The 24,703-nt window shown below is 60.9% G+C and carries 17 protein-coding genes; 10 read left to right on the top strand and 7 right to left on the bottom strand.

Features of this window, described 5'->3' with window-relative positions:
- Positions 1-556: 556 nt before the first annotated feature.
- On the bottom strand, positions 557-2,857 hold the full coding sequence (locus ACTQ40_RS08575) for an LTA synthase family protein (RefSeq protein WP_441563890.1): 2,301 nt from the start codon (positions 2,855-2,857) through the stop codon (positions 557-559).
- A gap of 213 nt (positions 2,858-3,070) precedes the next feature.
- Between ACTQ40_RS08575 and ACTQ40_RS08570 the strand changes: the two genes are divergently transcribed.
- The 4 genes from ACTQ40_RS08570 to ACTQ40_RS08555 all read left to right on the top strand — a co-directional run bounded on the left by ACTQ40_RS08570 (position 3,071) and on the right by ACTQ40_RS08555 (position 8,658).
- Positions 3,071-3,940: a nitroreductase family protein gene (locus tag ACTQ40_RS08570; protein ID WP_441563888.1), complete on the top strand. Its 870-nt coding sequence runs from the start codon at positions 3,071-3,073 to the stop codon at positions 3,938-3,940.
- Between the two features lie 158 nt (positions 3,941-4,098).
- Entirely contained in the window at positions 4,099-6,126 is a 2,028-nt protein-coding gene (locus tag ACTQ40_RS08565; protein WP_441563886.1) for a KUP/HAK/KT family potassium transporter, read from the top strand.
- Positions 6,127-6,314: 188 nt separating this feature from the next.
- Positions 6,315-7,940: a sensor histidine kinase gene (locus ACTQ40_RS08560; protein WP_441563884.1), complete on the top strand. Its 1,626-nt coding sequence runs from the start codon at positions 6,315-6,317 to the stop codon at positions 7,938-7,940.
- Positions 7,941-7,944: 4 nt separating this feature from the next.
- Positions 7,945-8,658 carry a response regulator gene (locus tag ACTQ40_RS08555; protein WP_370450656.1) on the top strand — a complete coding sequence of 238 codons (714 nt, stop codon included), beginning with the start codon at positions 7,945-7,947 and terminating at the stop codon, positions 8,656-8,658.
- Positions 8,659-8,754: 96 nt separating this feature from the next.
- On the opposite strand, the gene rlmKL is transcribed toward ACTQ40_RS08555, so the two are convergent.
- Positions 8,755-11,322: a bifunctional 23S rRNA (guanine(2069)-N(7))-methyltransferase RlmK/23S rRNA (guanine(2445)-N(2))-methyltransferase RlmL gene (gene rlmKL / locus ACTQ40_RS08550; protein ID WP_441563882.1), complete on the bottom strand. Its 2,568-nt coding sequence runs from the start codon at positions 11,320-11,322 to the stop codon at positions 8,755-8,757.
- Between the two features lie 75 nt (positions 11,323-11,397).
- On the opposite strand from rlmKL, the gene ACTQ40_RS08545 reads away from it, so the two are divergent.
- Entirely contained in the window at positions 11,398-12,228 is an 831-nt protein-coding gene (locus ACTQ40_RS08545) for an HAD-IIB family hydrolase (RefSeq protein ID WP_441563880.1), read from the top strand.
- Between the two features lie 43 nt (positions 12,229-12,271).
- Here ACTQ40_RS08545 and ACTQ40_RS08540 read toward each other — a convergent pair whose 3' ends face one another.
- On the bottom strand, positions 12,272-13,060 hold the full coding sequence (locus ACTQ40_RS08540) for a DeoR/GlpR family DNA-binding transcription regulator (RefSeq protein ID WP_441563878.1): 789 nt from the start codon (positions 13,058-13,060) through the stop codon (positions 12,272-12,274).
- 348 nt (positions 13,061-13,408) lie between these two features.
- Between ACTQ40_RS08540 and ACTQ40_RS08535 the strand changes: the two genes are divergently transcribed.
- The 5 genes from ACTQ40_RS08535 (at position 13,409) to ACTQ40_RS08515 (ending at position 17,418) form a co-directional block, all read left to right on the top strand.
- Positions 13,409-14,119 carry a transaldolase gene (locus tag ACTQ40_RS08535; RefSeq protein ID WP_117564350.1) on the top strand — a complete coding sequence of 237 codons (711 nt, stop codon included), beginning with the start codon at positions 13,409-13,411 and terminating at the stop codon, positions 14,117-14,119.
- A 9-nt stretch (positions 14,120-14,128) separates the two neighbouring features.
- A complete protein-coding gene (locus ACTQ40_RS08530; protein WP_154517874.1) occupies positions 14,129-14,575 on the top strand; it encodes a PTS sugar transporter subunit IIA in 447 nt (148 codons plus the stop codon).
- A 75-nt stretch (positions 14,576-14,650) separates the two neighbouring features.
- A complete protein-coding gene (locus ACTQ40_RS08525; protein ID WP_022094539.1) occupies positions 14,651-14,926 on the top strand; it encodes a PTS sugar transporter subunit IIB in 276 nt (91 codons plus the stop codon).
- A gap of 71 nt (positions 14,927-14,997) precedes the next feature.
- Positions 14,998-16,389 (top strand): PTS ascorbate transporter subunit IIC, encoded by a 1,392-nt coding sequence (locus ACTQ40_RS08520; RefSeq protein ID WP_089573144.1) that lies wholly within the window; start codon positions 14,998-15,000, stop codon positions 16,387-16,389.
- 324 nt (positions 16,390-16,713) lie between these two features.
- Positions 16,714-17,418, top strand: coding sequence for a transaldolase (locus tag ACTQ40_RS08515; protein WP_238057455.1), 705 nt, complete (start codon positions 16,714-16,716; stop codon positions 17,416-17,418).
- A gap of 224 nt (positions 17,419-17,642) precedes the next feature.
- Here ACTQ40_RS08515 and ACTQ40_RS08510 read toward each other — a convergent pair whose 3' ends face one another.
- From ACTQ40_RS08510 to ACTQ40_RS08495, 4 genes are all read right to left on the bottom strand, one after another.
- Complete coding sequence (locus ACTQ40_RS08510) at positions 17,643-19,790, bottom strand: Tex family protein (RefSeq protein WP_441563877.1); 2,148 nt, start codon at positions 19,788-19,790, stop codon at positions 17,643-17,645.
- Positions 19,791-20,134: 344 nt separating this feature from the next.
- A complete protein-coding gene (locus ACTQ40_RS08505) occupies positions 20,135-22,054 on the bottom strand; it encodes an ABC transporter ATP-binding protein (RefSeq protein WP_441563876.1) in 1,920 nt (639 codons plus the stop codon).
- Positions 22,047-23,861, bottom strand: coding sequence for an ABC transporter ATP-binding protein (locus ACTQ40_RS08500; RefSeq protein WP_441563874.1), 1,815 nt, complete (start codon positions 23,859-23,861; stop codon positions 22,047-22,049). Before ACTQ40_RS08500 ends, ACTQ40_RS08505 begins: the two co-directional genes overlap by 8 nt.
- Positions 23,854-24,360: a MarR family winged helix-turn-helix transcriptional regulator gene (locus tag ACTQ40_RS08495; protein ID WP_441563873.1), complete on the bottom strand. Its 507-nt coding sequence runs from the start codon at positions 24,358-24,360 to the stop codon at positions 23,854-23,856. Before ACTQ40_RS08495 ends, ACTQ40_RS08500 begins: the two co-directional genes overlap by 8 nt.
- Positions 24,361-24,703: the final 343 nt, after the last annotated feature.

Below are 24,703 nucleotides of genomic sequence, written 5' to 3'. Positions count from 1 at the left end.
CTTCAACTCCGAGCGGGCAAGCGACGCGCTCGGTGGCGCGACACCGGACGACTACCGGTCGTCGCTGGGGATGGCCGCGATTTAGCGGTCCAGGAAATCGTCCGCAGTCCCGCGCTCAGACTGGGATACACTTTCCGCTTTACGCTTTGTCCGGAAACTGTGTCCCGGAATTAAGGCTGGAATGGGATGCACTTTCCGGTTGAGAGCCTTAGCGGAAAGTGCGACCCGGAATTTACTCTTGAAGTAGGATGCGCTTTCCCAACAGGCCCTCAAGCGGAAACTGCGTCCCATTCCGAAGGCAGATTCCGGGATACGCTTTCCGGATACAAAGAAGGCCACGTAACGTGGCCTTCATCTTATATATGTTGCGGATGCTCTCATGACAAGCCGCGCTTCAACACCGAGGCGTCTGCCCGGCGACGCGGAATGTAAGGTTCATCGCGAGTTCCGCACGAGCCGGAGAGCACTCAATGTGCTCTCCGTGCGAGCAGGACTGTCCGAGCAGGGAACCTTACGTTCCGTGCCGCCGGGCAGACGAACCAGGTAAGACGCGCCGCTACTTGATCTTGGTCGTACCCGGCGCCAGGTTGGGGTCGGTCTCGTTGGCCTCGGTCTGGAGGTGCTCGGTGTACACGTTCTTGCCGTCGCGGAACATCTCGTAGTACTGCATCTTGGCGTAATCCTCGCGCGCCTTGGTGGCCGCCGCGGCGACGGCGTCTTCGCCGGTGACGTTGGAGGAGAGCGCCCAGCGCAGGCTAGCGTCCTCGTAGCCTACCGAGTTGATGGCGGGCAGCGACTTGCGCAGCGTCATGTGCGCTTTCTGGTAGTCGGTCAGTGGTGCGCCGATCAGCTGCATCAGCTGGGTGGACAGGTAGTTGGTGGACAGGTCGTCGACCTCGCTCGCCTGGTCGCAGCCGGCAACGTCGTAGTTGGCCCAGATGATGTAGTCGGTCTGCCACAGGCGCTCCTGATGCGTAGCGTCGTCCTCGCCGGTAAACCATTTATCGTTGAACTTGGACGGGAAGAACGGCTGGTGGTCGCCCCAGAACACCACGACCACCTTGCGGTCAAGATTGCGCAGGGCATTGAGGAAGTAGCGCAGCGCTTGGTCGGACTGCTCGATGCACGAGACGTACTCGTCGACATCGGAGAGTGTGCCGTCCTCGATGGTCTTGGCGTCCAGATCGGTCGTGTCGATGTTCAGGTGCATCTGCTTATCTGCCGGCAGCAGGCCCGTATCGTAGCCCGAGTGGTTCTGCATGGTCACGTCAAAGATAAACTGCGGGTCGGCGTTCTGGTTGAGCAGCTCAAGGATTTTGTCGTAGGTTGCCTGGTCGGTCACCATGCCGCGCAAGGTGTCGGCTCCCTGGAAGTCGTTGATAGACAGGAACTGGTCAAAGCCAAAGTCCTTGTAGACGTTCTCGCGGTTCCAGTTGGTTGCGTGGTTGGGGTGCATGGCCGTTGTGGAATATCCGAGCGACTTGAACTGCTCTGCCAGGTTCCCGGTCGTTTCCATGGTGTAGATGGTGTAGGGGTACACGCCCGAGCCCAGGTTGGCCATGGAGTTGCCGGTCATAAACTCAAACTCGGTATTGGCGGTGCCGCCGCCGTAGGCGCTCACGTAGAGCTTGCCGCGGCTGAGGCAGTCGGACAGGTTCTTAAAGTACTGCGGGCCCTCGTAGCCGGCGTGCATCTCCTGATAGATCGAAAGATCCGAGAAGGTCTCGTTCATAATGGCGATGACCGTGGGCTTCTCGCTATCGAACTGCTCTTGGGCGGCGGTACGGGCGTCGCTTGTGGCGGCATCGGACTTGTCATAGGCCTTGGCATACTTTTTGAGCGTTGCCTTGGCGTCGTCGGCGGAGTAGTTGGCGGGTTTGGGCGGCTTGATGGACTGTGCCGCACTAATAAAGGCAGGCAGATAACCCTCGCGCCAGTAGCTCTCGAGCGGGCGCCAGGTGTAGACGGTGATGCCGAGGGTGTTGTAGTAGTCGATAAGCGTGACATGCGCGGTCACGCCGCCCAGGCACAGCACCGCTACGAGCAGGTTGGTGAGCAGCATGCGCTTGGCGTTGGAGGCACCCTTCTGACGGTGCGGTGCTACCAGGCCGGCGTACTCGCATAGCAGCATGGCGATGGCGGTAAAGCCCATGGACAGCACGCAGAACAGCGAGATCGAGTAGGTGTAGCCGTTGCCGGCGACCGCGGCGGCGGTGGAGATGGCCGAAAGGTCGCCCGGCTGGATGGGCATGGATTTAAACGTGATGACGAAGAACTCGGCAATGCCCAGGATAAAGAGGGCGAAGGCCAGGGCGGCGGGAGCTGCGCCGCGGCGCTGGAACAGGAAGAACAGGCCGACCATGAGCGTGGTGATGATGGCCCACTCGAGCAGTATGCACAGGGGGTAGACCCAGGTAAAGTCGTGGTTGGACGAGACCTCCATGCCCAGCAGCGCAAAGACGCCGGCGAGCAGCAGGCACAGCACGGCGGCGACGAGCGGTTTGCCCACAAAGGCGCCGCGCAGACGGGCGAGCTTGCCGGTGGGGGCGGGGGCGTCGGGCGCGGCGAACGCAAAGACGCGCGGGGCGATGCGGTCGCGTGCGATGCTGGCCCAGGCGCAGCCGGTGAGGATGGCATTGGTCAGAACGAGCATTACAAAGGCGAGCGGCTCGTTTTGGGCGACGAGGCCCATGGCGCCCCAAATGGTCAAAAAGACCTGGAACAGACCGAAGGCGACGCTCCATCCAAGAGCGCCCTTGGCAACGGTGCCCGACTGCGCGCGAATGGCCTTGGCCTCGCGCAAGACAAGGAAGACGGTCGCCGCAAGACCGACGAGCGAGATGGCGGCTGCGAACATGCTGAGACTCCTCACAAACTTAAAACTACGAAAGCGGGGGTTTACCCGATTGTTACCAAGATATGCGCTGCGATTGGTGGCTGCGCACAACAACCAGCCATATTAGCGCGCATGTGTGGCGGTGTGGCGCAATGTAGTGGCGACCTGCGCGATAATGGACGGGAATTACACGGAAACGTAAAGGCTTCTTAAAGAAATGGCGAGGATGAGGCGATGAACGAGCAGGTTTGTATGACGAGTGCGGGCGACGTGGGCGCTGGCATGGGCGCGGGCGGCTATCCGGTCGAGACCACGGGCAACGCGGTGCTGGACATTTTGGAGCACCGTTCGTCCACGCGCGCTTTTGCGCGCGATGACAACGACCGTCCCGTAGCAGTGACCGACGAGCAGCGGGCGGCGATTCTGCATGCGGCGAGCCGCGCGCCGTCGGCAGGCGCCATGATGATGTATTCCATCGTGAGTATCCGCGAGCAGACAACGCTCGATCGCCTGGCCGACCTGTGCGACCACCAGCCCATGATCGCCAAGGCGCCCTGGGCACTTATATTTGTGGTCGACTATGCCAAGTGGATCGATCTGTTTGAGCGCGTGGGTTGCTTTGAGCCCGAGTTTGTCGAGCGCACGGGCAAGGCGCCCCGCCGCGCGCCGGGTTTAGGCGACTTTGCCATCGCGGCACAGGATGCCGTGATCGCTGCCCAAAACGCCGTGGTCGCCGCCGAGGCCCTGGGGCTGGGGAGCTGCTATATCGGTGATGTCGTCGAGAACGCCGAGGAAGTTGCTGCGCTGCTGGACTTGCCGCCCCATACCATGCCGCTGTCGATGCTCATCATCGGCACGCCCCGCAAGGAGCGCCCGGCGATTGCGCATCCCGTGGTGAACCTGGTGCACGAGGAGCGCTATCGCCGCGCCGATGCCGCGACCATGGATGCGCAGGTGGCCGAGATGGACGCGATGTTCCGTCCGCATGCCCGCGAGGTGGGGGAGCGCGTCGTGGATATCTACACCCGCAAGCACACGAGCCCCTTTATGGCCGAGATGAGCCGATCCATGGAGTGGTGGTTCAAAAACTGGCTCGGAAAATGACGAATGTGACAAAGGGACAGTCCCTTTGTCACATTCCATATCGCCGCGGTGGCCTAAAGGCCGTATAAATGTTTATCTAGCTGGGAAAACACTGCATTAAAACATGGGGTGATTATCTATAATCCCCTCGAACGTTAAAGTTGGGAGGAAACCGGCTTATGGAACAAAAGGCCAAGGAGGCAGCCTCGCACGCTGCGATTCCTGTGAGCATCTCGGCGATGCTCGTCACGCTGGGCGTGGTGTATGGCGATATCGGCACCAGCCCCATGTATGTAACCAAGGCGCTCGTTGCCGGCAACGGCGGCATCGGAAGCGTCACGGAGGAGTTCGTGCTCGGCGCGCTCTCGCTCGTCGTATGGACGGTCACGCTGCTGACGACCGTCAAGTACGTGCTCATCTCGCTGCGCGCCGACAACCATGGCGAGGGCGGCATCTTTGCTCTGTACAGCCTGGTTAAGCGCTGCGGCAAATGGCTCATCATCCCCGCCATGCTGGGCGGCGCGGCGCTGCTCGCCGATGGCATCCTCACGCCTGCCGTTACCGTGACTACGGCTATCGAAGGCCTGCGCACCATTCCGGCAGTCCATGCCGTGCTGGGCGACGATCAGGCCCGCGTCGTGGCCATCACGCTTGCCATCATCATTGCGCTCTTCTTGGTGCAGCGCATCGGCACGGCCAAGATCGGCCACGCCTTTGGCCCCATCATGACGCTGTGGTTCCTGTTCCTGGGCGGCACGGGTCTGTTCTTTGTCTTCCAGCACCCCGCCGTGCTGCTGTGCCTCAACCCGGTGCGCGGCATCGCCTTTTTGTTGAGCCCCAACAACCATGCGGGCATCATGATTCTGGGTAGCTGCTTCCTCGCCACCACCGGTGCCGAGGCGCTTTATTCCGACATGGGCCACGTGGGCCGCGGCAACATCTACGCAACCTGGCCGTTCGTTAAGTGCTGCTTGCTGCTGTCCTACATGGGCCAGGGCGCGTGGCTTATCAACAACGCCGGCAACCCGGAGCTCATGGGTATCGCCGACCTCAACCCCTTCTACCAGATGCTTACCCCGGGCCTGCGTCCCTTTGCCGTCGGCCTTTCCACCGTCGCGGCCATCATTGCCTCGCAGGCGCTCATCACCGGCGCTTTCTCGTTGGTGTCCGAGGCCAGCCGCCTGGACCTCATGCCGCACATGCAGGTCTTCTATCCTGCCGAGACCAAGGGCCAGCTCTATATTCCCATGGTCAACAACGTCATGCTTGTGGGCTGCGTCATCGTGGTGCTGCTGTTCCAGAGCTCGGCGCACATGGAGGCCGCCTACGGCTTGGCGATTACCCTGACCATGATGTGCACGACGCTGCTGCTCTTCTTCTACTTGCATGTTGATCGCGGCCTTAAGGTCGTCCCGTATATCTTCGTTGCGTTCTTCCTTATGCTCGAGGGCTTCTTCTTTGTGAGTTCGCTCACCAAATTTTTCCACGGTGGCTATTTCACTATTCTTATGGCCATGCTCATCATGGGCGTTATGCTGTGCTGGTACAACGGCACGGCGGTCGAGCGGCGTCAGTTTACGCTGCTGCCGCTGCGCAGCTATCTGCCGCAGCTCAAGCGCCTGCGCGACGACGATCGCTATGAGCTTATGAGCGACAACATCGTGTACCTGACCAAGGACACCAATACCGACTACATCGACCGCGATATCGTCTACTCGATTCTGGACAAGCATCCCAAGCGCGCCCGCGCCTGGTGGTTCGTGAACGTCGAGACCATGGATGAACCGCATACCTTTGCCTATTCGGTCGAGACGTTTGGCACCGACTATGTTTTCCGCGTGCATCTGTACCTGGGCTACAAGGTTAACCAGCGCGTGAACGCCTACCTGCGCCAGGTTGTTCAGGATCTGGCCGCCACTGGCGAGCTGCCGCCGCAGATGCATGACTACTCGGTCTACAAGGATCCGGGCAACATCGGCACGTTTAAGTTCGTCATGATCCGCAAGCTCCTGGCGCCCGAGAGTGACGTGGAGCCGAGCGAGCGCACGGCCATCACGCTCAAGTACATCATCCGTCGCTTTGCCGGTACGCCGGCGCGCTGGTATGGCCTGGAGAACTCCAACGTGAGCTTTGAGTATGTGCCGCTGTTCACCAAGTTCAAGGCTGTGAACAAGATGCAGCGCTTGGCCCCCAACGAGCGCCCGTAGTCGCCGACAGGTTGCATGGAGTTGGCCTTCGATGGACAAGAGTGTGTGCCCTGCTCGCGCACGTGCTGTTTGTCTAACGACCGCAGACTGCAAAGGCTATACACTTGGAACCACCACAAGGGAAACCACCACAAAGGTGCTGTCCCCTCTGTGGTGGTTTTTGTTTTTAAGAGAGGGGCGGGGTGCCGATGGACGTCCGTGCGGACGGCGATATTGCCGATAGCTTTTGGTGGCGGCGCACAACGCTGACACGTCGCAGCCCTCTGTATGACGCCTGCGTATCGGCGGGGCTGCTGGTCGCGGCGACGATTGTGGGTGCGCTGCTCGACCATCCTGGTCTCGCGCCGAGCATCATGATCGTCTATGTGTTCGCCGTGCAGCTGTGCGCATTCTTTACCTGGAGCCGCCTGTATTGCTTGCTGAGCTCGGCTGCCGCCGTAGCGCTCTACAACTTCTTGTTTGTCGACCCGCGCTGCTCGCTATCGTTTATCGACCGCGTCTATCCCGGCATGTTCTTCATCATGTTTGTGGTCTCGCTTGTGTCGAGCTCGATTGCGTTGGCCCTGCGCCGCGCCTTGGCACAGGCTGCCGCCAGCGACCGTCGCACGCATATGGTGCTCGAGACCAACCGCATGCTGCAGCGGTGTTCCGATCAGCAGCAGATTGTGCATGCCATGGCAACGCAGCTGGCGCGTCTTTCGGGCTGTCCGGTCGTGTGGTACAGCGCCGACGCCGACGATGATGATTTGCTGCCGCGTGCGACGTACACGGCCGTGGGCGACGCCGCGCCGGTGCACCAGCTGACGCCCCAGATGCCGCCGCGGCTCTCGGCGTCCGCCTATGTGGGAACGCCGCTCGATGCCACCTATGGCGGCTCGGCGTTTTATGGCGTCTACCTGACGGTTTGCGCAGGCGACAGCTTCGTGCGCTCGGGCGACCCCGCCTCGGTGGTGGGCGTGCTGGCTATCGTTGCCGAGCCCGACGTGCTGACGCACGAGGAACGGACACTTGCCGACGCCATCGTGAGCGAAGGCGAGCTGGCACTCGATCGCGCCCGCGCCATGGAGGCCCGCGAGGAGGCGGCGGTGCTCGCCAAAAACGAACAGCTGCGCGCCAATCTGCTGCGCTCCATCTCGCACGATCTGCGCACGCCGCTTACCAGCATTTCGGGCAATGCCGACGTGCTACTCGACCAGGGTTCGACCGGCACGGCTGTGCTCGATAGTCAGACGCGCCGCGGCATGCTCCTTTCCATTCGTTCGGATGCGCAATGGCTCAACGCCACCGTCGAGAATTTGCTCGCCATCACAAAGCTCGAGGGCGGCGGCATGCATCTGTCGACCACGCTTGAGCTCATGGACGATATCGTCGAGGAGGCGCTGCGCCACGTGAATCCGGCCGTACGCGAGCACGATCTTAAGGTGGTGCCGTGCGACGAGCCGGCGCTCGTCAACGTCGATGCGCGCCTGATGGTGCAGCTGGTGGTGAACCTGGTGAACAACGCTATTGCCTATACGCCGTCGGGCTCGCATATCGTGATCTCGATTATGGCGAACGATGGAAAGGTGGCATGTTCCGTCGCCGATGACGGTCCCGGTATTGCGCCCGAGGAGCAGGGCCGGATCTTTGAATCGTTCTACACTGTCAACCATGGCTTGGCTGATAGCCATCGCAGCGTGGGCTTGGGACTTTCGCTCTGCCGATCCATTATGTTGGCGCATGGCGGTAGCATAGAGGTTGCCGCGGCGGACCCGCACGGCTCGGTCTTTACGATTGGGCTTCCCGCCGCCGACGTTTCGTTTGATAAGGAGTAACGCTGTGTCGAACTCTGCCATGAAACCGCTCATCTTGGTCGTTGAGGACGACCCCGCCGTCCGCAACCTTATCGTTGCCGCGCTCGAGGCGCACGGCTTGCGCCATATGGCCGTGGAGACCGCCCATGCCGCCATCGCCGCCGCCTCATCGCAGGCACCGAGTATTGTGCTGCTCGATCTGGGCCTGCCCGATATGGACGGCGTCAAGGTGGTGGAGTCGGTGCGCGCATGGTCGGGCATGCCGATCATTGTGGTCTCGGCGCGCAGCGAGGATGCGGACAAGATTCGCGCACTCGATGCCGGTGCCGACGACTACCTGACCAAGCCGTTTTCGGTCGAGGAGCTGCTCGCGCGCATTCGCACGACGCTCAGGCGCCTTTCGTATGCGCAAACGGGTGGCGTTGCCTCCGAGGGCTCGTTCGATACCGGTGAGCTGCATATCGATTTTGATGCCGGCATCGCCACGATGGATGGCGAGGAGCTGCATCTGACGCCGATCGAGTACAAGCTCTTGTGCCTGCTGGCGCACAACGCCGACAAGGTGCTGACGCACCAGTTTATCCTGCACGAGATTTGGGGCACGGCAACTAAGAGCGACCTGGCGAGCCTTCGTGTCTTTATGGGCACGTTGCGTAAGAAGATCGAGTCCGATCCGGCGCATCCGCGCTATATCCAGACGCACGTGGGTATCGGCTATCGCCTGGTCACCCAGGGCTAGATCGCCAACCACCATCCCAATATGAGTTGCGGTGAAATACGGTCTAAATTTGCCTAATTTCCAGGCAAAACAGTCCGCATTCCACCGCAACTTTGTTTATTTACCCTTGGGCTTGCTGGCGTAGAACTTCTTCTTTTTGGGCTTGCCGGCGCAGGCAGGCTTGCCGTCGCCGCGCGACCCTCGGTCTCCGGCCTGCGCGTGCGCGGGTGTCGTTGCGCGAGGCTTGCGGGCTTCGGGGTTGCGCAGCTCTTCGGTTCGCTCTGCAATCTCCTCGGCGCTAAAGCCGACTTCGGCCATGGCGTCCTCGATGGGCAGGCGGCGCACGATATAGCAATGGTGCACCTTCTGGTTGCGCGCAAAGTCCTCCGGGATGGTCTGCGCCGTAATGTCCTCTAGCACGACGCCCGCGCGCGCGAGCTTGCGCGTCTCGGGGCGGAAGCCGCGCAGGTTGCAGCTAAAGATGGCGTGGCCGCCCTGTGCGAGCAGGCGCGATACGCCGGCCAAAAGCTCAACATGGTCGCGCTGGACGTCCCAGGTGCGGCGGCCCATCTTTGATGAGTTCGAAAACGTGGGCGGATCGACAAAAATCAGGTCCCAGCGGTTGCGCGTCTGGCGCTGGACGCGAATCCAGGCAAGCACGTCGTCGCGCACAAAATGATGCTGCGGACCAACAAAGCCGTTCTGGCGCATATTGCGCTCGGCCCAGTCCAGGTAGGTGTTGGAGAGGTCGACCGTCACAGTTTCCTCGACGCCGCCGTCTGCCGCATAGCAGGTAGCGGTGCCGGTATAGGCGAACAGGTTGAGAAAGCGCCGCGCCTGCTTGGCGTGCTCGCGCACCAGGTTGCGGGTGACGCGGTGATCCAAGAAGATGCCGACGTCCAGGTAGTCGTCAAAGTTGACGGCAAAGGTAAGGCCGCCCTCCTCGATGAGCGGCAGACGACGGCGTGCGATATTGGCGCGCTCGCCCGAGCCGCCCTTGCCGGCGCCCTGCTTGCCGTACTGCGAGCCGCCGCGCGAACGCATGCGGGCCTTGGCGTGCACGTGCTCGGCGGGAACATCTAGGATGCGCGGCGCGATGGCCAGAATGTCGAGCATGCGGGCCTGGGCAAGCGCGGGATCGATGGTCTTGGGCGCGGCGTATTCGGCGATGACGAGCCAGCGGCCCGGCGTCTGCGGGCAGCCCTCGTATAGATCAATGGCGGCGGAGTAATCGGGCAGGTCGGCATCGTAGACGCGGTAGCAGCTCACGCCCTCGCGCTTTGCCCACTTGCGACGCAGACGGGCGTTCTTGCGCAAGCGGTTGGCGAACTGCTCGGACTCGGGGATGAGCACGGGCAGCGGCTTGCCGTCGCCCAGGTCGAGTGTGGCGGCAGGTTCGGGCATGGGGGTGCTGGCGGCTTTGTCGTTGACTTCGTTGGTATCCGCAACCTCGGCCTCGGCATCTGCGCTGGTCGCAGCCTCAAACGCTGCGGCGGCGTGGTCGAGCGACGGCCAGACTTCGACGGTCGCCTCCTCGTTGTTGGGCATGACGGCGATCGAGCGCTCGGGCTCGGCGTGGAGCGAGCGGGCCAGCAACCCATCGCGGGTGAGCGCAGCGACCGGCGCCGCGGCAAGCTCGGGCGCGCGGCGCAGCTCGCCGACCAGCGTCATGGCGTCGTGCATGAGCGAAAGCGGTGTCTCGGTCGTATCCGCGACCACGGCGGCGCCGGCGACAGCGCCTGCATGGTCCAGCACGGTGGCTGGCTTGGCAGCGCAAAAGTCGACAAAACGCTTGTAGCCGGCGCACTTGACCATGCGCTCGGCAGTCTTGCGGGCAGCGGGGTCAATGTCCACGGCGACGATGCGCGCCTGGCGCTCGCGCGCCGCCGCCTCGCGCTCGCGTGCCTCGGCAAGCAGCTGCTCCCACAGGGCGGCGTCGTGCGGCTGCCAGCCCTCAAAGCCCCAGCGCTCGCGTGCAGCGCCCGGGGCGCGGTCGGTCAGAATGTTCACGGCTTCCAGCAGCAGACCGCCGCCGGCGCACGAGGCGTCGATCAGCGTGGGCAGGGCTTCGTTCTCGTAATCGTCGGCCGTCAACTCGCGCTCGCATAGTGCGGTCCAGCCGACCTGCGCCAGCACCAGGGCGGCGTAGTCGGGGCGCAGCACGTGCGCGCCCTCGCCGGCGCGGGTCGCTGCGGGCGGCAGGCGCTTGAACAGCGGGTCGCCCGAAAGGTCCAGGCTTATGCTCGCACGGCGCTGACGCAGCGAAAGCAGCAGGTGAACATCGGGATCGGCGGCATCGACATCGGCGCGACGGCCCGTGGTTTCGGCCAGGCGGTCGCACAATGCGTCCTTGGCGCGCAAGGCAGAGAAGCGTGTGTTGCGCAGCTGCTCGGTCACGCCGCGGGCGGTGATGGCGATGGTTGCGCCGGGGCGGATGATGTTCTCCCAGGCGATGTCGTAAACGCTATCGTACAGCTCGTCGGCATCCTGCGCCTCAAAGCGCCCAAGAACCACGAACACGCGGCTCGCCAGGCGCGACCACAGACAGGCGCGGTAGCCTTCTTCGAGCTCGCCCTCAAACGTAGCGCGGCCCTTCAGCCGGCGGACATGCGAAAGCCCGAGGCGTTTAAGCTCATCGGCGAGTGCGGACTCAAAGCCCTCGGGGCAGCTTGCGTAAAATTCCATGGGTGACCTCTCTGGTTGCGTCGCTCCATTATATGATGGATGCTTCGTTTGCCCTCATCCCCGAAAGGAACCCATATGATTGATGCGTGCCCCGATTCCGCCGTGCTCTTTTTTGACGTGGACGGCACGCTGACATCGTTCGATCCCGACGATATGAGCGATAAGGACTTTTCGGCGGTTCACCCCTCGCAGGCGGTGGTTGAGGCGTTCCGTGCACTGCGCGATGCAGGGCACAAGGCATTTATCTGCACGGGTCGCCCCCTGTGGCTTATCGCCGATAGCCTGCGTGCGCTCGACCCCGCGGGCGTCGTGGCCATGGCAGGCGCCACGATCGAGGTCGAGGGACGCGTGGTACACGAGGACTGCTTTGACGAGGACGTTATCGAGGAGCTTGCGCGCCGTATGGCCGCGGCAGGGATTGAGGCCTTTTTCGAGACCAACGTGGCTACTTTTGCCCTGGAGCCTGTGGGCGTTGAGCAGTCGTCTCTGATCGGCACTTCTGTGGTGCACAGCACCGAGGAAATGCGCGTCGACGGCAGTCTGCGCGTGGGCAAGGTATGCCTCAGTGTGCCCAGTTTGGCTCGCGTAGCCAATGATGACGGCTTTATCGATTGCGAGTTTGAGCTGTGCAACACCGGTGGCCAGAATCGCGAGCTGAGCCCCAAGGGTATTGACAAGGGCGTGGGCGTGGCGCGAGCGCTGGCGTATCTGGGCCGCGAAGGAAATGCGCGCACCTTTGGCTTCGGCGATTCGGGCAACGATCTGGGTATGCTCGCTGCGGTCGAGACGGCTGTCGCCATGGGCAACGCCATGCCCGAGGTCAAGGCGGTCGCCGACTACGTGACCGACGATGTCGCACACGACGGCACCGTCACAGCGATGCGGCATTTTGGGTTGATTGAATAAATGGCCGGGTCGCCCGCAGGGGGCGACCCGGCCATTTGAGCTATTATGCAATATAGAGCTTGGGATGGCTGCGACTGTTCTCGATCGCCGCCGTCATGATGCCCTCGTCGTCTCCATCAACGATGATGCCATCGAGGTCATCGATCTGCGCGGACTGATAAAAACTGGTCTTGTTGAACTTTCCCTGGTCAACCATCATGTAACTCTGGTTTGAGTTGGTCAGGTACATATGCTTGATCATGGCTGAGAAGTCGTGCTCGACGGTAAAACCGTGGTCGGGGTGGAATCCGTCGGCACTGACAAACGCCTTGTCGGCATGGAGTTTGCTCATGCAGTCGAGCGTTAGTGCGCCCGCGAGATAGAGGTGGCCCTTGCGCACGGAGCCGCCCAGCAGCACTACCGAAGCATTGGGGAGATTAAAGCTGGCATAGTTCGCGATTGCAAGATCGCCGGTGATAATGGTGATCTCACGCTTGTCCATGAGGGCCTTAGCGAAGTAAAAGCCTGTGGTGCCGATATCAATTACCAGAACATCGCCATCATCAACAAGAGTTGCCGCGGTTGCGGCGATGGCCTCTTTGGCCTCGACTTGGACATTGATACGCTCCTCGGGATACGAGATTGCGTTGGAGCGAGAAAGCGATACCGCTCCGCCGCGTACGCGACGCAGCTTGCCTTCGGATTCCAGCGAGACGAGGTCGTGTCGTGCGGTGACTTCCGAAACCGAAAAACGGCGAACGATGTCGGATACCGAGATATTTGGCTTTTCGGCCAGCCAGTTCATAATAAATCGCTGACGCTCGGCCGGTGAAAGGTCTGAAGTAGATGCCATATGCCGCTCCTTTTGAACGAAAGGCAAAAGATACGCCTTTCGTAATCGAAATATAACGTATCGATATGAAAAGGACAAGGCAAAATCGAATGAATCAAATGAACGGAATGGCATGTCCCAAATGCATGCGTAGCAGATAGTTTGCACTTAAATAGCGTGTAGAGGGTCTTGTTCTGAAGGTGCCGCCCAAAAGAAGTACGTTCACACCCGATATTCGACCGTTCACGGAAAGATGACAATTGAGCTTTCGATAGCTTTTGAAATGGTTTATAAAAGAAAACCGAAAAGCTTTTGAAACAAAGAAGAAGGCTTTCGATAGCAATAGTGCTAGATGAGAAAGGACCGAACATGGCGATCAAGGTGTTTGCCGACGGCGCTAACCTCGAAGGCATGCTTGACATGCATGACAATGGTAACGTTCAGGGTTTCACGACCAATCCTTCCCTTATGAAGGCCGGTGGCGTGACTGACTACCGCGCTTTTGCCAAGACGGTTCTTGAGCACATCACCGATGTGTCGGTCTCTTTTGAGGTATTTGCCGACGACGAGGCGGGTATGGAAGCCGAGGCCCGCGAGATTGCAACCTGGGCAGACAACGTCTACGTTAAGATCCCGGCACTCAACACCAAGGGCGAGTCCACCGCCGCGCTGGTCAAGCGCCTTTCTGCCGACGGTATCAAGGTGAATGTCACTACCATCTTCACGCCCGAGCAGGTCGACGAGTTTGTCGATGCCGTCTCTGCCGAGACCCCCTCTATTCTGTCCATCTTTGCCGGTCGCATTGCCGATACCGGCGTCGATCCGCTGCCCCTCATGGCGGAGTCCGTAAAGAAGGCTGCCGTCAAGCCTGCTGCCGAGGTTCTTTGGGCGTCTACGCGCGAGGTCCTCAATATCTTCCAGGCGGAGTCCGTTGGCTGCCAGATCATTACGGTCCCCAATGCCCTTCTTGCCAAGCGCAAGAATTTCGGAAAAGATTTACTCGAGTACTCGCTTGATACGGTCAAGGGCTTCGCCCGCGACATTCAGGCACTTGGTTTCCATATCCTGCCCGAGGAGTAGGGGGCGAGCATGCTGACCGATCTTCTTAAGCCCGAGCTTGTTGCCTGCCACGTCGAGGCCTCCGATTGGGAGGAAGCGATCAAGGCATGCGGTAAGCTGCTCGTTGACGCCGGCAAATGCGACCAGAGCTATGTTGACGCCATGATTTCGTCGGTTCACAAATTCGGTCCCTATATGGTCTTGGAAGAGGGCATTGCCATGCCTCACGCTCAGGCCGATGGCAATGTGAGCGAGGCCGGCATCTGCATTGTCACGCTTGACCCTGCCGTTGCATTTGGACATGAGGATTTCGATCCGGTTCACGTGCTCGTGGGTATTTGCGCACCCGACCCCAAGGCTCATCTTGGCTGCTTGGCGGAGCTTTCGCAGATGTTCGAGGACGAGGACTGCGTTGCCAAGCTCAGCGCATGCGATACGCCCGAGCAGGTTTTGGAGACCATGCGTTCATTCTTTTAGGCCTTAATGGCACGGCGATGCGTCGCCGCTTTTGGATAGACGGAAAACCGTCACGTGTAGGAGAGGAAGGTTGCCATGCATATCATCACCGTATGCGGAAACGGCATCGGGTCTAGCCTGATGCTCGCTGGCAAAGTCGAGGAGCTTTGCGAGGAGGAGGGCATCAAGGCCGACGTTGAGTCTATGGACCTGAACGGTGCTTCTTCCGCAAATCCGGATCTGTTCATCACCGTTAAGGAGCTCGCCCCCGAGCTCCACGGCAACGTTGTGATCGTTCGCAGCTATGTGAACAAGAAGAAGATCCGCGAAGACGCCCTTGAGGCAATCAAAGCGGCCGCTGCTAACGCCTAAAGCGGCATAAAAAAGGGCGGTTCCCTGTGGAAGAGGGAAACGCGCCCACGTTAGAGAGAAAGGAAGCGCAGATGCAAGCCATCCTTCCCATACTTGAGTTTATCCAATCGATTCTGACCAAGCCAGCGTGGATCATGGGTCTGTTTGCCTTTGTGGGCCTTGTTGCGCTCAAGCGCCCTGCCCACAAGGTGATGACGGGAACCCTGAAGCCTATTCTTGGTTACATCATGCTGTCTGCTGGCGCCGCTGTTGTTCAGGAGAACCTTGCTCCGCTGGGTACCTTCATCGAGACCGGTTTCCACATCACCGGCGTCGTGCCTAACAACGAGGTCGTCGTTTCGATGGCTCAGAGCGTCCTTGGCGTTCAGACCATGATGATCCTGATTCTCGGCTACGTCGTAAACATTATCATTGCCCGCTTTACCAAGTTTAAGTACATCTTCCTGACGGGCCATCACAGCATGTTTATGGCTTGCCTGCTGTCTGCCGTTCTGCAGGCATCTGGCTTCCAGGATGTCCAGCTTGTCATCGTGGGCGGCATGTTCCTGGGCCTCGTGAGCGCTATGCTTCCCGCCGTTGGTCAGCGTTTCACCGAGAAGGTTACCGATGGCGATGAAATCGCCATGGGCCACTTCGGTTCACTCGCCTATTACATCTCCGCTGCAGTCGGTACGCTTTTTGCTAAGGACGCCGAGGAGAACAGCACCGAGAAGATCGAGGTTCCCGAGAAGTTTGCCTTCCTGCGCGACACCACCATCTCCACGGCTCTTACCATGGCCTTCTTCTATCTGGTTACCGCTTTTGCCGCTTACATCGCAGACCCTGCGGTCGTTACCAAGACCGCTGGCGGCGACAATGTGATCGTCTATGCCCTGACTTGTGCCCTGTCCTTCGCCGTCGGTGTCACTATCGTCTACAACGGCGTCCGTATGATTCTCGCCGACCTGGTCCCGGCTTTCCAGGGCATCTCCAACAAGCTGATCCCCGGTGCCATCCCCGCCGTCGACTGCGCCGTCTTCTTCCCCTATGCTCCCACCGCCGTCATCCTCGGCTTTGTCGCTTCCTTTATCGGTGGCGTGGTCGGTATGTTCATCGTGGGCGCTACCCTGGGCATCTTCATCATCCCGGGCATGGTTCCCCACTTCTTCTGCGGTGCTACCGCCGGTATCTACGGCAATGCTACCGGCGGTCGCAAGGGCGCAGCTCTTGGCGCTTTCGTCAACGGCCTGCTCATCACCTTTGCCCCGGCCCTGCTCCTGCCCGTTCTTGACGTCTTTGGCTTCAAGAACACTACGTTCGGCGACTTCGACTTCTCCGTCATTGGTATTACGCTCGGCCGCGCTGCCGAGGCCTTCGGTACCACCGGTGTCTACGCGATTCTCGCTGTCCTTTTGGTCGTCGCCTTCGTCCCCAACTTCATCCACACCAAGGGTGCTGTGATCAACCACGTTGAGGAAGAGTAATCCAGGCATACGTTAAGCCCTAATCGGGCGGAGCTCCGATAACCGGCTCCTACACGGAAGCGGTGACGTCTCAAATGAGGCGTCGCCGCTTTTTGTTTTGGAGCGGTTGTGAAAACGCGCCGGTGAAGCGCTGTTTCAGCGCCGCGAACGGAAGCAACCGCGATGATTAGCAAAAACGTTTTGCCGCTGGGGCGTCGATATAAAAATGATAAAACCGCAAAACCGTTCGCCGAGAAGATAAAAAACCGCAGCTCACGCCTTGATAAACGTAGGTAAAGTGTTTAACAGTTTATCGGCCGTATGCAAACGAAAGGAATCAGGCGGATGGCAATCAAGGTGTTCGCTGACGGTGCAAACCTCGAGGGCATGCTCGACATGTACGAGAACGGCAACGTTCAGGGTTTCACGACCAACCCGTCCCTTATGAAGAAGGGTGGCGTGACGGATTACCGCGCGTTTGCCAAGGAGGTTCTGGCCCACATCACCGATGTGTCCGTCTCGTTTGAGGTCTTTGCCGACGACGTCGAGACCATGGAGGTCGAGGCCCGCGAGATTGCTACCTGGGCCGAGAACGTCTACGTCAAGATTCCGTGCGTGACCACCAAGGGCGAGTCCACCGCCGAGCTGGTCCGCAAGCTTTCGGCCGACGGCATCAAGGTCAACGTTACCACCATCTTTACGCCTAAGCAGGTCGATGAGATGGTCGAGGCCGTTGACGCCGAGACGCCGTCCATCATCTCGCTTTTTGCCGGCCGCATCGCCGATACCGGCGTCGATCCCATTCCGTTTATGACGGAGTCAGTCAAGAAGGCCGCTGCCAAGCCCAACTGTGAGGTCCTGTGGGCGTCCACGCGCGAGCTTATCAACATTTACCAGGCCGAGGCCTGCGGTTGCCAGATCATCACGGTGCCCAACAGCATCCTGGCCAAGCGCAAGAACATCGGCCGTGACCCGTACGAGGTCTCGCTCGATACCGTGCGCGGTTTTGCCAAGGATATCGCCGCTTTGGGTTTCCATATTCTGCCCTAAGCAAGGGTGCCCCCTGCAGCGACGTGCAAAATCGCGAGTTTTCAGCATGGTAAAGACTTTTACCAGCTGGTTGAAGCGCGGAACGGCCCCCGTTTTGGCCCTAAAACGCCAAAACGGGGGCCGTTTTTGCTTTTATGGCCCTCTGAAGCGCCGCGGGGCTATCGGGAGATGCTGAATACTCGCAATTTTGCACGCCGCGAAGAGGGGGACGTCCGCTTTGGCGGCTATTTGCCCTGAACCATGGTGAGGGAGATCTTCTTGCGGTCGCGATCGACCTTTTCGACCCACACCTTGACCGTGTCGCCGACGCGCACCACGTCGCTGGGGTGCTTGACAAAGCGGTTGGCCAGCTTGGAGATATGCACGAGGCCGTCCCGGTGCACACCCACGTCGACGAAGGCGCCAAAGTCCACAACGTTGCGCACCGTGCCCTTGAGCTCCATGCCGGGTTCCAGGTCGTCGATGGAAAGTGCTGAGCGGCTAAAGACCACCTCGGGCGCGTCGTCGCGCGGGTCTCGGCCAGGCTTCTTGAGCTCGTTTACGATGTCGATGAGCGTGAGGGTGCCGCAGTCCAGGTCGCTTGCCAGCGCCGAGATGCTGCCGATGCGTCGCTCGATATCGGGCACGCCGCCGCGGCTGAGCTCGCTTGCCGCCACACCCGCACGCTCCAGGACGGCCGTGGCCACCTCGTAGCTTTCGGGGTGGACGCTCGTCGCATCGAGTGGGTTCTTACCGCCGCTGATGCGCAGGAAGCCCGCGGCGTTGAGATATGCCTTGGGCCCCAGCTTGGGGACCTTCTTAAGCTGGCGGCGATCGGTAAAGGCGCCGTTCTCTTCGCGGTAGGCCACGATGTTTTTGGCTACGCTCGGCGTGATGCCCGATACGTATCCCAGCAGGCTCGCACTTGCGGTGTTTACGTCGACGCCCACGCGGTTGACGACGTCCTCCACCACATGTCCCAGGGTGCGCGAAAGCTCGGTCTGGTCAAGGTCGTGCTGGTACTGGCCAACGCCGATGGACTGGGGCGGAATCTTGACGAGCTCTGCCAGCGGGTCCTGCAGGCGGCGGCCCAGGCTCATGGCGCCACGCACGGTGACGTCCAGGTCGGGATATTCCTGACTGGCGAGCTCGGAGGCGGAGTACACCGATGCGCCGGCCTCGTTGACGATGGTGTATCGCAGTCCAGGCGCCTTTTCGGCGATGAACTCCGAGACGACTTCTTCGGTCTCGCGGCTGGCGGTGCCGTTGCCGATGACGATGGTGTTGACGCCGTCCTTCTTGACGAGGCGGGCGAGCTCGCGCTTGGTGCCGGCGACGTCGTGGCGCGGCTTGGTGGGGTAGACCACGCCGTGGTCGAGTAGCTTGCCGGTCTCGTCCATGACGGCGACCTTGCAGCCGGTACGGTAGCCCGGATCGAGTGCGAGCACACGGGCGCCGCGTACGGGGCGTGCCGAGAGCAGGCCCTCGAGATTCTTGGCAAAGACGTTGATGGCCTCGGTCTGCGCGCGGACGGTGAGCTTGGCGCGGGCCTCGCGCTCCAGTGAGGGGGCCATGAGGCGCTTGTAACCGTCGGCGATGGCGGCATCAAAGACGGGTGCGAACACGCCCTGGCGTCGGGGCCAACGGCTGCCGAGGCGTGCCGTGGCGGCAGTGCCGTCGACGTTCACGCGCACGCGGAGTTTGCCCTCGCGCTCACCGCGGTCGATAGCCAGCACGCGGTGGTTGGGTATACGGCGCAGCGGCTCGTCATAGCTGTAGTACGGCTCGTAGGGAGTCTTCTCGGTGGGGTCGGTGGCCTCGACGACGATGTCGGCGGTGTTCTGCGTAAAGGCGCGCAGGTCGGCGACGTTCTCGGGGTCCTCGGCCACCGTCTCGGCCACGATGTCCGCCGCGCCGGCAAGCGCCTTTTCGGGCGTGTCGAAGCCGGCCTCCTCGTTGACGTATGCCGCGGCGGCGTCGAGTGCGCTGCCCTTGGCCGAGGCCTGCATGATGATCATGTTGGCGAGCGGTTCAAGGCCTGCCTCGCGGGCCTTCTGCGCGCGAGTCATGCGCTTTTTGCGGTAGGGCTTGTAGAGGTCCTCGACACGCTGGAGCTGCGTGGCCTCGCGAATCTGCTGCTCGAGTTTGGGCGTGAGTTTGCCCTGGGCGTCGATGAGTAGGATGACGTCCTCTTTACGCTGCTCAAGATTGCGCAGGTAGGACAGGCGCTCGTCGAGTGCGCGCAGGGCGACGTCGTCCATGCCGCCCGTGGCTTCCTTGCGGTAGCGCGAAATAAAGGGGATGGTGTTGCCCTCGTCGATGAGCTTGACGGCTGCCTCGATGTTGGCGGCCTTAAGGTTGAGCTCGTGGGCAAGCTGGGCGATAAGATCCATGGGACTCCTTGCGTTTAAGGTGCGTTTGCAGCACAGGGCTACCAAGGATACCACCCGACGTTCTGCCAAAGCAGTCTTTTTGGGACGGGGCTTTTTTAGCTACGGGACTGCGGACGGGAGACGGTGGAGTCCCTCCTTACAAAACGAGGCCCTGGCCAAACGGCCAGGGCCTCACCACTTTTTTTCAGGCTGCGATAAAAGACCGTGTGCGCAGGCGCTCCCCGAGGGAGATGGGGGTGTTTGCTCCGCGCGCAGTTTCGCAGCGAAGCGAGAATGTTTGAGCACGGAGTAAACACCCCGTCTCCCTCGGGGAGGTCCGTTGGGAGCGTAGGGGATGTTTTGAGCTACTCCAGCTCAAACGCCCCGGTATAGAGCTGGTAGTAATATCCGCGCTTGGCGATCAGCTCGTCGTGGTTGCCACGCTCGATGATGCGGCCGTGATCCAGGCAGATGATTGCGTCGGCGTTGCGCACGGTGGACAGGCGGTGCGCGATGACAAACGTCGTGCGGCCCTCCATGAGCTTATCCATGCCCGCTTGCACGATGGCCTCGGTGCGGGTGTCGATGCTCGACGTGGCCTCGTCCAGAATCATTGCCGGCGGATCGGCGACGGCAGCGCGTGCGATCGAAATCAGCTGGCGCTGGCCCTGCGACAGCTGCGCGCCGTTGCCGGTGAGCATGGTGTCGTAGCCGTCGGGCAGGCGGGTGATAAAGTCGTCGGCGCCCGCGAGCTTGGCCGCCGCGATGCACTCCTCGTCGGTGGCGTCCAGGTTGCCGTAGCGGATGTTGTCCATCACGGTGCCGGTGAACAGGTTTACGTCCTGCAGCACGACGCCCAGTGAGCGGCGCAGATCGGCCTTGCGGATCTTGTTGACGTTGATGCCGTCGTAGCGGATCTTGCCGTCGGCAATGTCATAGAAGCGGTTGATGAGGTTGGTGATGGTCGTCTTGCCCGCGCCGGTGGCGCCGACAAACGCGACCTTCTGGCCCGGCTTGGCAAACACGGACACGCCGTGCAGCACCTCGTGGTCGGGCGTGTAGCCAAAGTCGACGTTGTCCATGACCAGGTCGCCGCGCAGCGGTACGTACTCGATCTCGCCGGTTGCACGGTGCGGGTGTTTCCATGCCCACATGCCGGTGTGGTGGTCGGCCTCCTCGAGCTGCCAGGTATCGGGGTTGACCTGCGCGTTGACGAGCGTCACGTAGCCTTCGTCGGCCTCGGGCTCCTCGTCGATGAGCTCAAAGATGCGGTCGGCGCCGGCGAGACCCATGACCACGGCGTTGATCTGCTGCGAGATCTGACCGATCTGTCCGCAGAACTGCTTGGTCATGTTGAGGAACGGCACCACGACGGCGATGGACAGCGTCATGCCCGAGATGCTCAGGTTGGGCACGCCCAGCGCCAGGAAAATGCCGCCCGCCAGCGCGACCAGCACGTAGAGCAGGTTGCCCAGGTTCATAAGGATAGGCATGAGGATGTTGGCGTACATGTTGGCCTTTTGCGATACCTCGAAGAGCTTTTCGTTGCGCTCGTCAAAATCGGCCTCGGCGGCAGACTCGTGGCAGAATGCCTTGACGACCTTCTGGCCGTTCATAACTTCCTCGATATGGCCCTCGACCACGCCGAGCTCGGTCTGCTGCGCAATAAAGAAGCGCGCGGAGTTGGAGCCGAGCAGCTTGGTCATAAAGGTCATAAAGGCGACGCCGGCAATAATCACCAGACACATCCACACGCTGTAGTACAGCATGATAAAGAACACCGTGACGATGACGATGGTCGTCATGAGCAGGTTGGGCAGCGACTGGCTGATCATCTGGCGCAGCGTGTCGATGTCGTTGGTGTAGTGGCTCATGATGTCGCCGCGCTGGTGCGTGTCGAAGTATCGGATCGGCAGGTCCTGCATGCGGTTGAACATCTTCTCGCGCAGCTTTTCCAACGAGCCCTGCGTGATGATGGCCATGGCGCGGTTCCAGAACAGCGAGGACAGGATGCCGATGCCGTAGATGCAGGCGAGGGTGGTCACGAGCTGTGCGATCTTGGGCTGTGCGGCTTCCCAATCGCCCGCCTGCCACGATTCGCTAATAATCTGCAGGGCGCTCTGAAGGAAGGTCGCGCCGATGGAGTTGATGACGGCGCAGAGCACCACGCCGGTGACGACGAGGGGCAAAAGCACGGGGTAGAAGCCAAAGAGCGTCTTGATGAGGCGCGACATGGTGCCGCTCTTGCGGTTGAGCGCGCGCTCGGCGGTGGTTGCCTTACTCATGTGCCTCGCCTCCTTCCTGGTTCTGGGCTTGCGTTGCGGATGCCTCGGTGTTGGCCTCGACGGCCCCTTCGCCCTCGGCAGACATCTTGTTTTGCGAGGTAAAGGTCTCGCGGTAGATCTCGCTCGTCTTAAGTAGCTCTTCATGGTTGCCGATCTGAGCGATACGGCCGCCCTCCATGACGATGATGCGGTCGGCGTCCTGCACGGAGCTGATGCGCTGGGCGATGATGAGCTTGGTCGTGTTGGGCAGGTAGCTCGCCAGGCCCTCGCGGATCTTGGCGTCGGTCTTGGTGTCGACGGCGCTCGTGGAGTCGTCCAGGATCAAGATCTTGGGGCGACGCAGCAGGGCACGCGCGATGCACAGGCGCTGCTTCTGGCCGCCGGAAACGTTGGAGCCGCCCTGCTCGATCCAGGTGTCGTAGCCCTTGGGGAAGCCGTCGACAAACTCGTCGGCGCAGGCCAGATGTGCGGCCTCGCGGACTTCCTCGTCGGTGGCGTTCGGGTCGCCCCAGCGCAGGTTCTCGGCGATGGTGCCGCTAAACAGCACGTTTTTCTGCAGGACCATGGCTACCTGGTGGCGCAGCGCGTCCAGGTCGTAGTCGCGCACGTCCACGCCGCCGACGCGCACGGTGCCCTCCGTGACATCGTACAGACGGGCGATCAGGTTCACGAGCGTCGACTTGGCCGAGCCGGTGCCACCGATAATGCCGATGGTCTCGCCGCTCTTAATATGCAGGTCGATATCGTCGAGCGCCTGGCGGCGGGCATGCTCGGAATACTTAAAGCTCACGTGATCGAAGTCGATGGAGCCGTCGGCAACCTCGTGCACGGGCTCGGTCGGGTTAGCGATCGTGGGCTCGGCGGCCAGCACCTCGGTAATGCGGTGCGCCGACTCATCTGCCATGGTCACCATGACAAAGATCATCGACAGCTGCATTAGGCTCATCAGAATCTGGAAGCCGTAGGTAAAGATGGAGGAGAGCTGGCCCACATCGAACAGGGTGCCCTGGCTCGTGATGATGAGCTTGGAGCCCAGGTAGATGATGACGACGAACGCGCCGTTGACGCAGATGTTCATCATGGGGTTGTTGAAGGCGAGCAACTTCTCGGCGCGGGTGAAGTCCATCTGGACGTCGCGCGCGGCGGTCGCGAACTTCTCCTTCTCAAAGTCTTCGCGCACATAGCTCTTGACCACGCGCATGCCGGTGACGTTTTCCTCGACGGACTCGTTAAGGGCGTCATACTTGTGGAACACACGCGAGAAGATGGGGCGCACCTTAAAGATGATAAAGAACAGCCCAAAGCCCAGCAGCGGAATGATAACCAGGTAGACCATGGCAACGCTGCCGCCCATGATAAACGCCATGGTAAAGGCGAAGATCAATACCAGCGGCGCGCGCACGGCGATACGGATGATCATCATAAAGGCCTGCTGCACGTTGTTGATATCGGTGGTCAGGCGCGTGACGAGCGAGGAGGTCGAGAACTCATCGATGTTGGCAAAGCTGAACGTCTGGATCTTGTAGAACAGGTCGTGACGCAGGTTCTTGGCGAACCCGCAGCTCGCATGGCTGCAGGTGACGCCGGCAGCGGCGCCAAAGGCAAGCGACGTCAGCGCGATGAGCACCAAAAAGCCCGCGGTGGGAAGCATCTCGGCTACGGTGGCGCCGTCTTTGATGGCGTCGATCAGGTTGGCGGTGATAAATGGAATCAGCATCTCGCAGAGCACCTCGCCAAGCACGAGCAACGGCGTGGCAACGGTGACTTTCATATAGTCGCGGATGCTGCCCATGAGGGTTTTAATCATCCAGTTCCTCCCAGGTTTTGCGGATTATATCGAGCATTTCGGCGAGCTGCTCGCGCTCGTCGTGGGTGAGCGCGCTAAAGGCCCGTTCTCTAAAGCGGATGCGGGCCGCCTGGTCGATGCGGGCGTTTTCCCGGCCGGTTTCGGTCAGGCGAATGGTGAGCTGCCGTCGATCCTTGGGGTTACGGCTGCGCTCAATGAGGCCGTTGAGCTCGAGCTTGGACAGGATCTCGGAAAGCGACCCCGGCTTGAGGCCGAAGTGCATGCCGAGTTCCTGCTGCGACATCTCGCCGCCGGGCTGCTTGGCCAGTAGGCAGATGATGGGCGCCTTGCCGGACACGCCTCCGCCATGAAAATGCATGTAATGGCCGCAAAAGCCCAGGTTATTGAGGATGCGCTTGGCAAGCTTGTCTTCCGAGCTAGCCGCTTCGGATACATCCGCCGGCTGTGACGGGTCGCCGCCGGGCTCGTGCGAACAAAGGCTAAGAGGTTCATCGCACATAAATTAGTGCTGCTCCTTTCTTTAGTTAGGTAGTGGAATTGTTTTGTGCCTAACCAATTTAGGAGCGTGAGAAATCAAAGTCAAGGTACCAAACTAGTGGTTACGCGGTTTTACCAAACCGCGTAACGGCTCGACGCTGCAAACCCGCCAGAGCGGCAATCTGCCTTTCAACTTCGGCGGCATGACCAGAAGGTCAATGCCGCCTCGTTTCAAGGCACCTTGCTCACTCTGGCGGGTTTTCGCTCATATGACCCAATCCGCTGTCAAGAGCCACAATGGCCCCGCCGACCGCTTGCAATCGGTCGGCGGGGCCTGCCGTTGAACCCGTCCCGGTCCGCCCCCG

The sequence above is a fragment of the Collinsella sp. Sow4_D11 genome (genome assembly GCF_052116465.1).
Lineage (GTDB): Bacteria > Actinomycetota > Coriobacteriia > Coriobacteriales > Coriobacteriaceae > Collinsella.
The sequence above is the reverse complement of the archived record's forward strand: the minus strand, read 5'-3'. Positions and strand labels throughout refer to the sequence as shown.

What these genes read in the sequence shown, in the direction of transcription:
- ACTQ40_RS08505 (WP_441563876.1), bottom strand. Translation starts at nt 22,054, where the DNA reads ATGAGTAAGGCAACCACCGCCGAGCGCGCGCTCAACCGCAAGAGCGGC.
- ACTQ40_RS08540 (WP_441563878.1), bottom strand. Translation starts at nt 13,060, where the DNA reads ATGGCATCTACTTCAGACCTTTCACCGGCCGAGCGTCAGCGATTTATT.
- ACTQ40_RS08565 (WP_441563886.1), top strand. Translation starts at nt 4,099, where the DNA reads ATGGAACAAAAGGCCAAGGAGGCAGCCTCGCACGCTGCGATTCCTGTG.
- ACTQ40_RS08535 (WP_117564350.1), top strand. Translation starts at nt 13,409, where the DNA reads ATGGCGATCAAGGTGTTTGCCGACGGCGCTAACCTCGAAGGCATGCTT.
- ACTQ40_RS08510 (WP_441563877.1), bottom strand. Translation starts at nt 19,790, where the DNA reads ATGGATCTTATCGCCCAGCTTGCCCACGAGCTCAACCTTAAGGCCGCC.
- ACTQ40_RS08575 (WP_441563890.1), bottom strand. Translation starts at nt 2,857, where the DNA reads ATGTTCGCAGCCGCCATCTCGCTCGTCGGTCTTGCGGCGACCGTCTTC.
- ACTQ40_RS08570 (WP_441563888.1), top strand. Translation starts at nt 3,071, where the DNA reads ATGAACGAGCAGGTTTGTATGACGAGTGCGGGCGACGTGGGCGCTGGC.
- ACTQ40_RS08525 (WP_022094539.1), top strand. Translation starts at nt 14,651, where the DNA reads ATGCATATCATCACCGTATGCGGAAACGGCATCGGGTCTAGCCTGATG.
- rlmKL (WP_441563882.1), bottom strand. Translation starts at nt 11,322, where the DNA reads ATGGAATTTTACGCAAGCTGCCCCGAGGGCTTTGAGTCCGCACTCGCC.
- ACTQ40_RS08560 (WP_441563884.1), top strand. Translation starts at nt 6,315, where the DNA reads ATGGACGTCCGTGCGGACGGCGATATTGCCGATAGCTTTTGGTGGCGG.
- ACTQ40_RS08545 (WP_441563880.1), top strand. Translation starts at nt 11,398, where the DNA reads ATGATTGATGCGTGCCCCGATTCCGCCGTGCTCTTTTTTGACGTGGAC.
- ACTQ40_RS08495 (WP_441563873.1), bottom strand. Translation starts at nt 24,360, where the DNA reads ATGTGCGATGAACCTCTTAGCCTTTGTTCGCACGAGCCCGGCGGCGAC.
- ACTQ40_RS08520 (WP_089573144.1), top strand. Translation starts at nt 14,998, where the DNA reads ATGCAAGCCATCCTTCCCATACTTGAGTTTATCCAATCGATTCTGACC.
- ACTQ40_RS08530 (WP_154517874.1), top strand. Translation starts at nt 14,129, where the DNA reads ATGCTGACCGATCTTCTTAAGCCCGAGCTTGTTGCCTGCCACGTCGAG.
- ACTQ40_RS08500 (WP_441563874.1), bottom strand. Translation starts at nt 23,861, where the DNA reads ATGATTAAAACCCTCATGGGCAGCATCCGCGACTATATGAAAGTCACC.
- ACTQ40_RS08515 (WP_238057455.1), top strand. Translation starts at nt 16,714, where the DNA reads ATGGCAATCAAGGTGTTCGCTGACGGTGCAAACCTCGAGGGCATGCTC.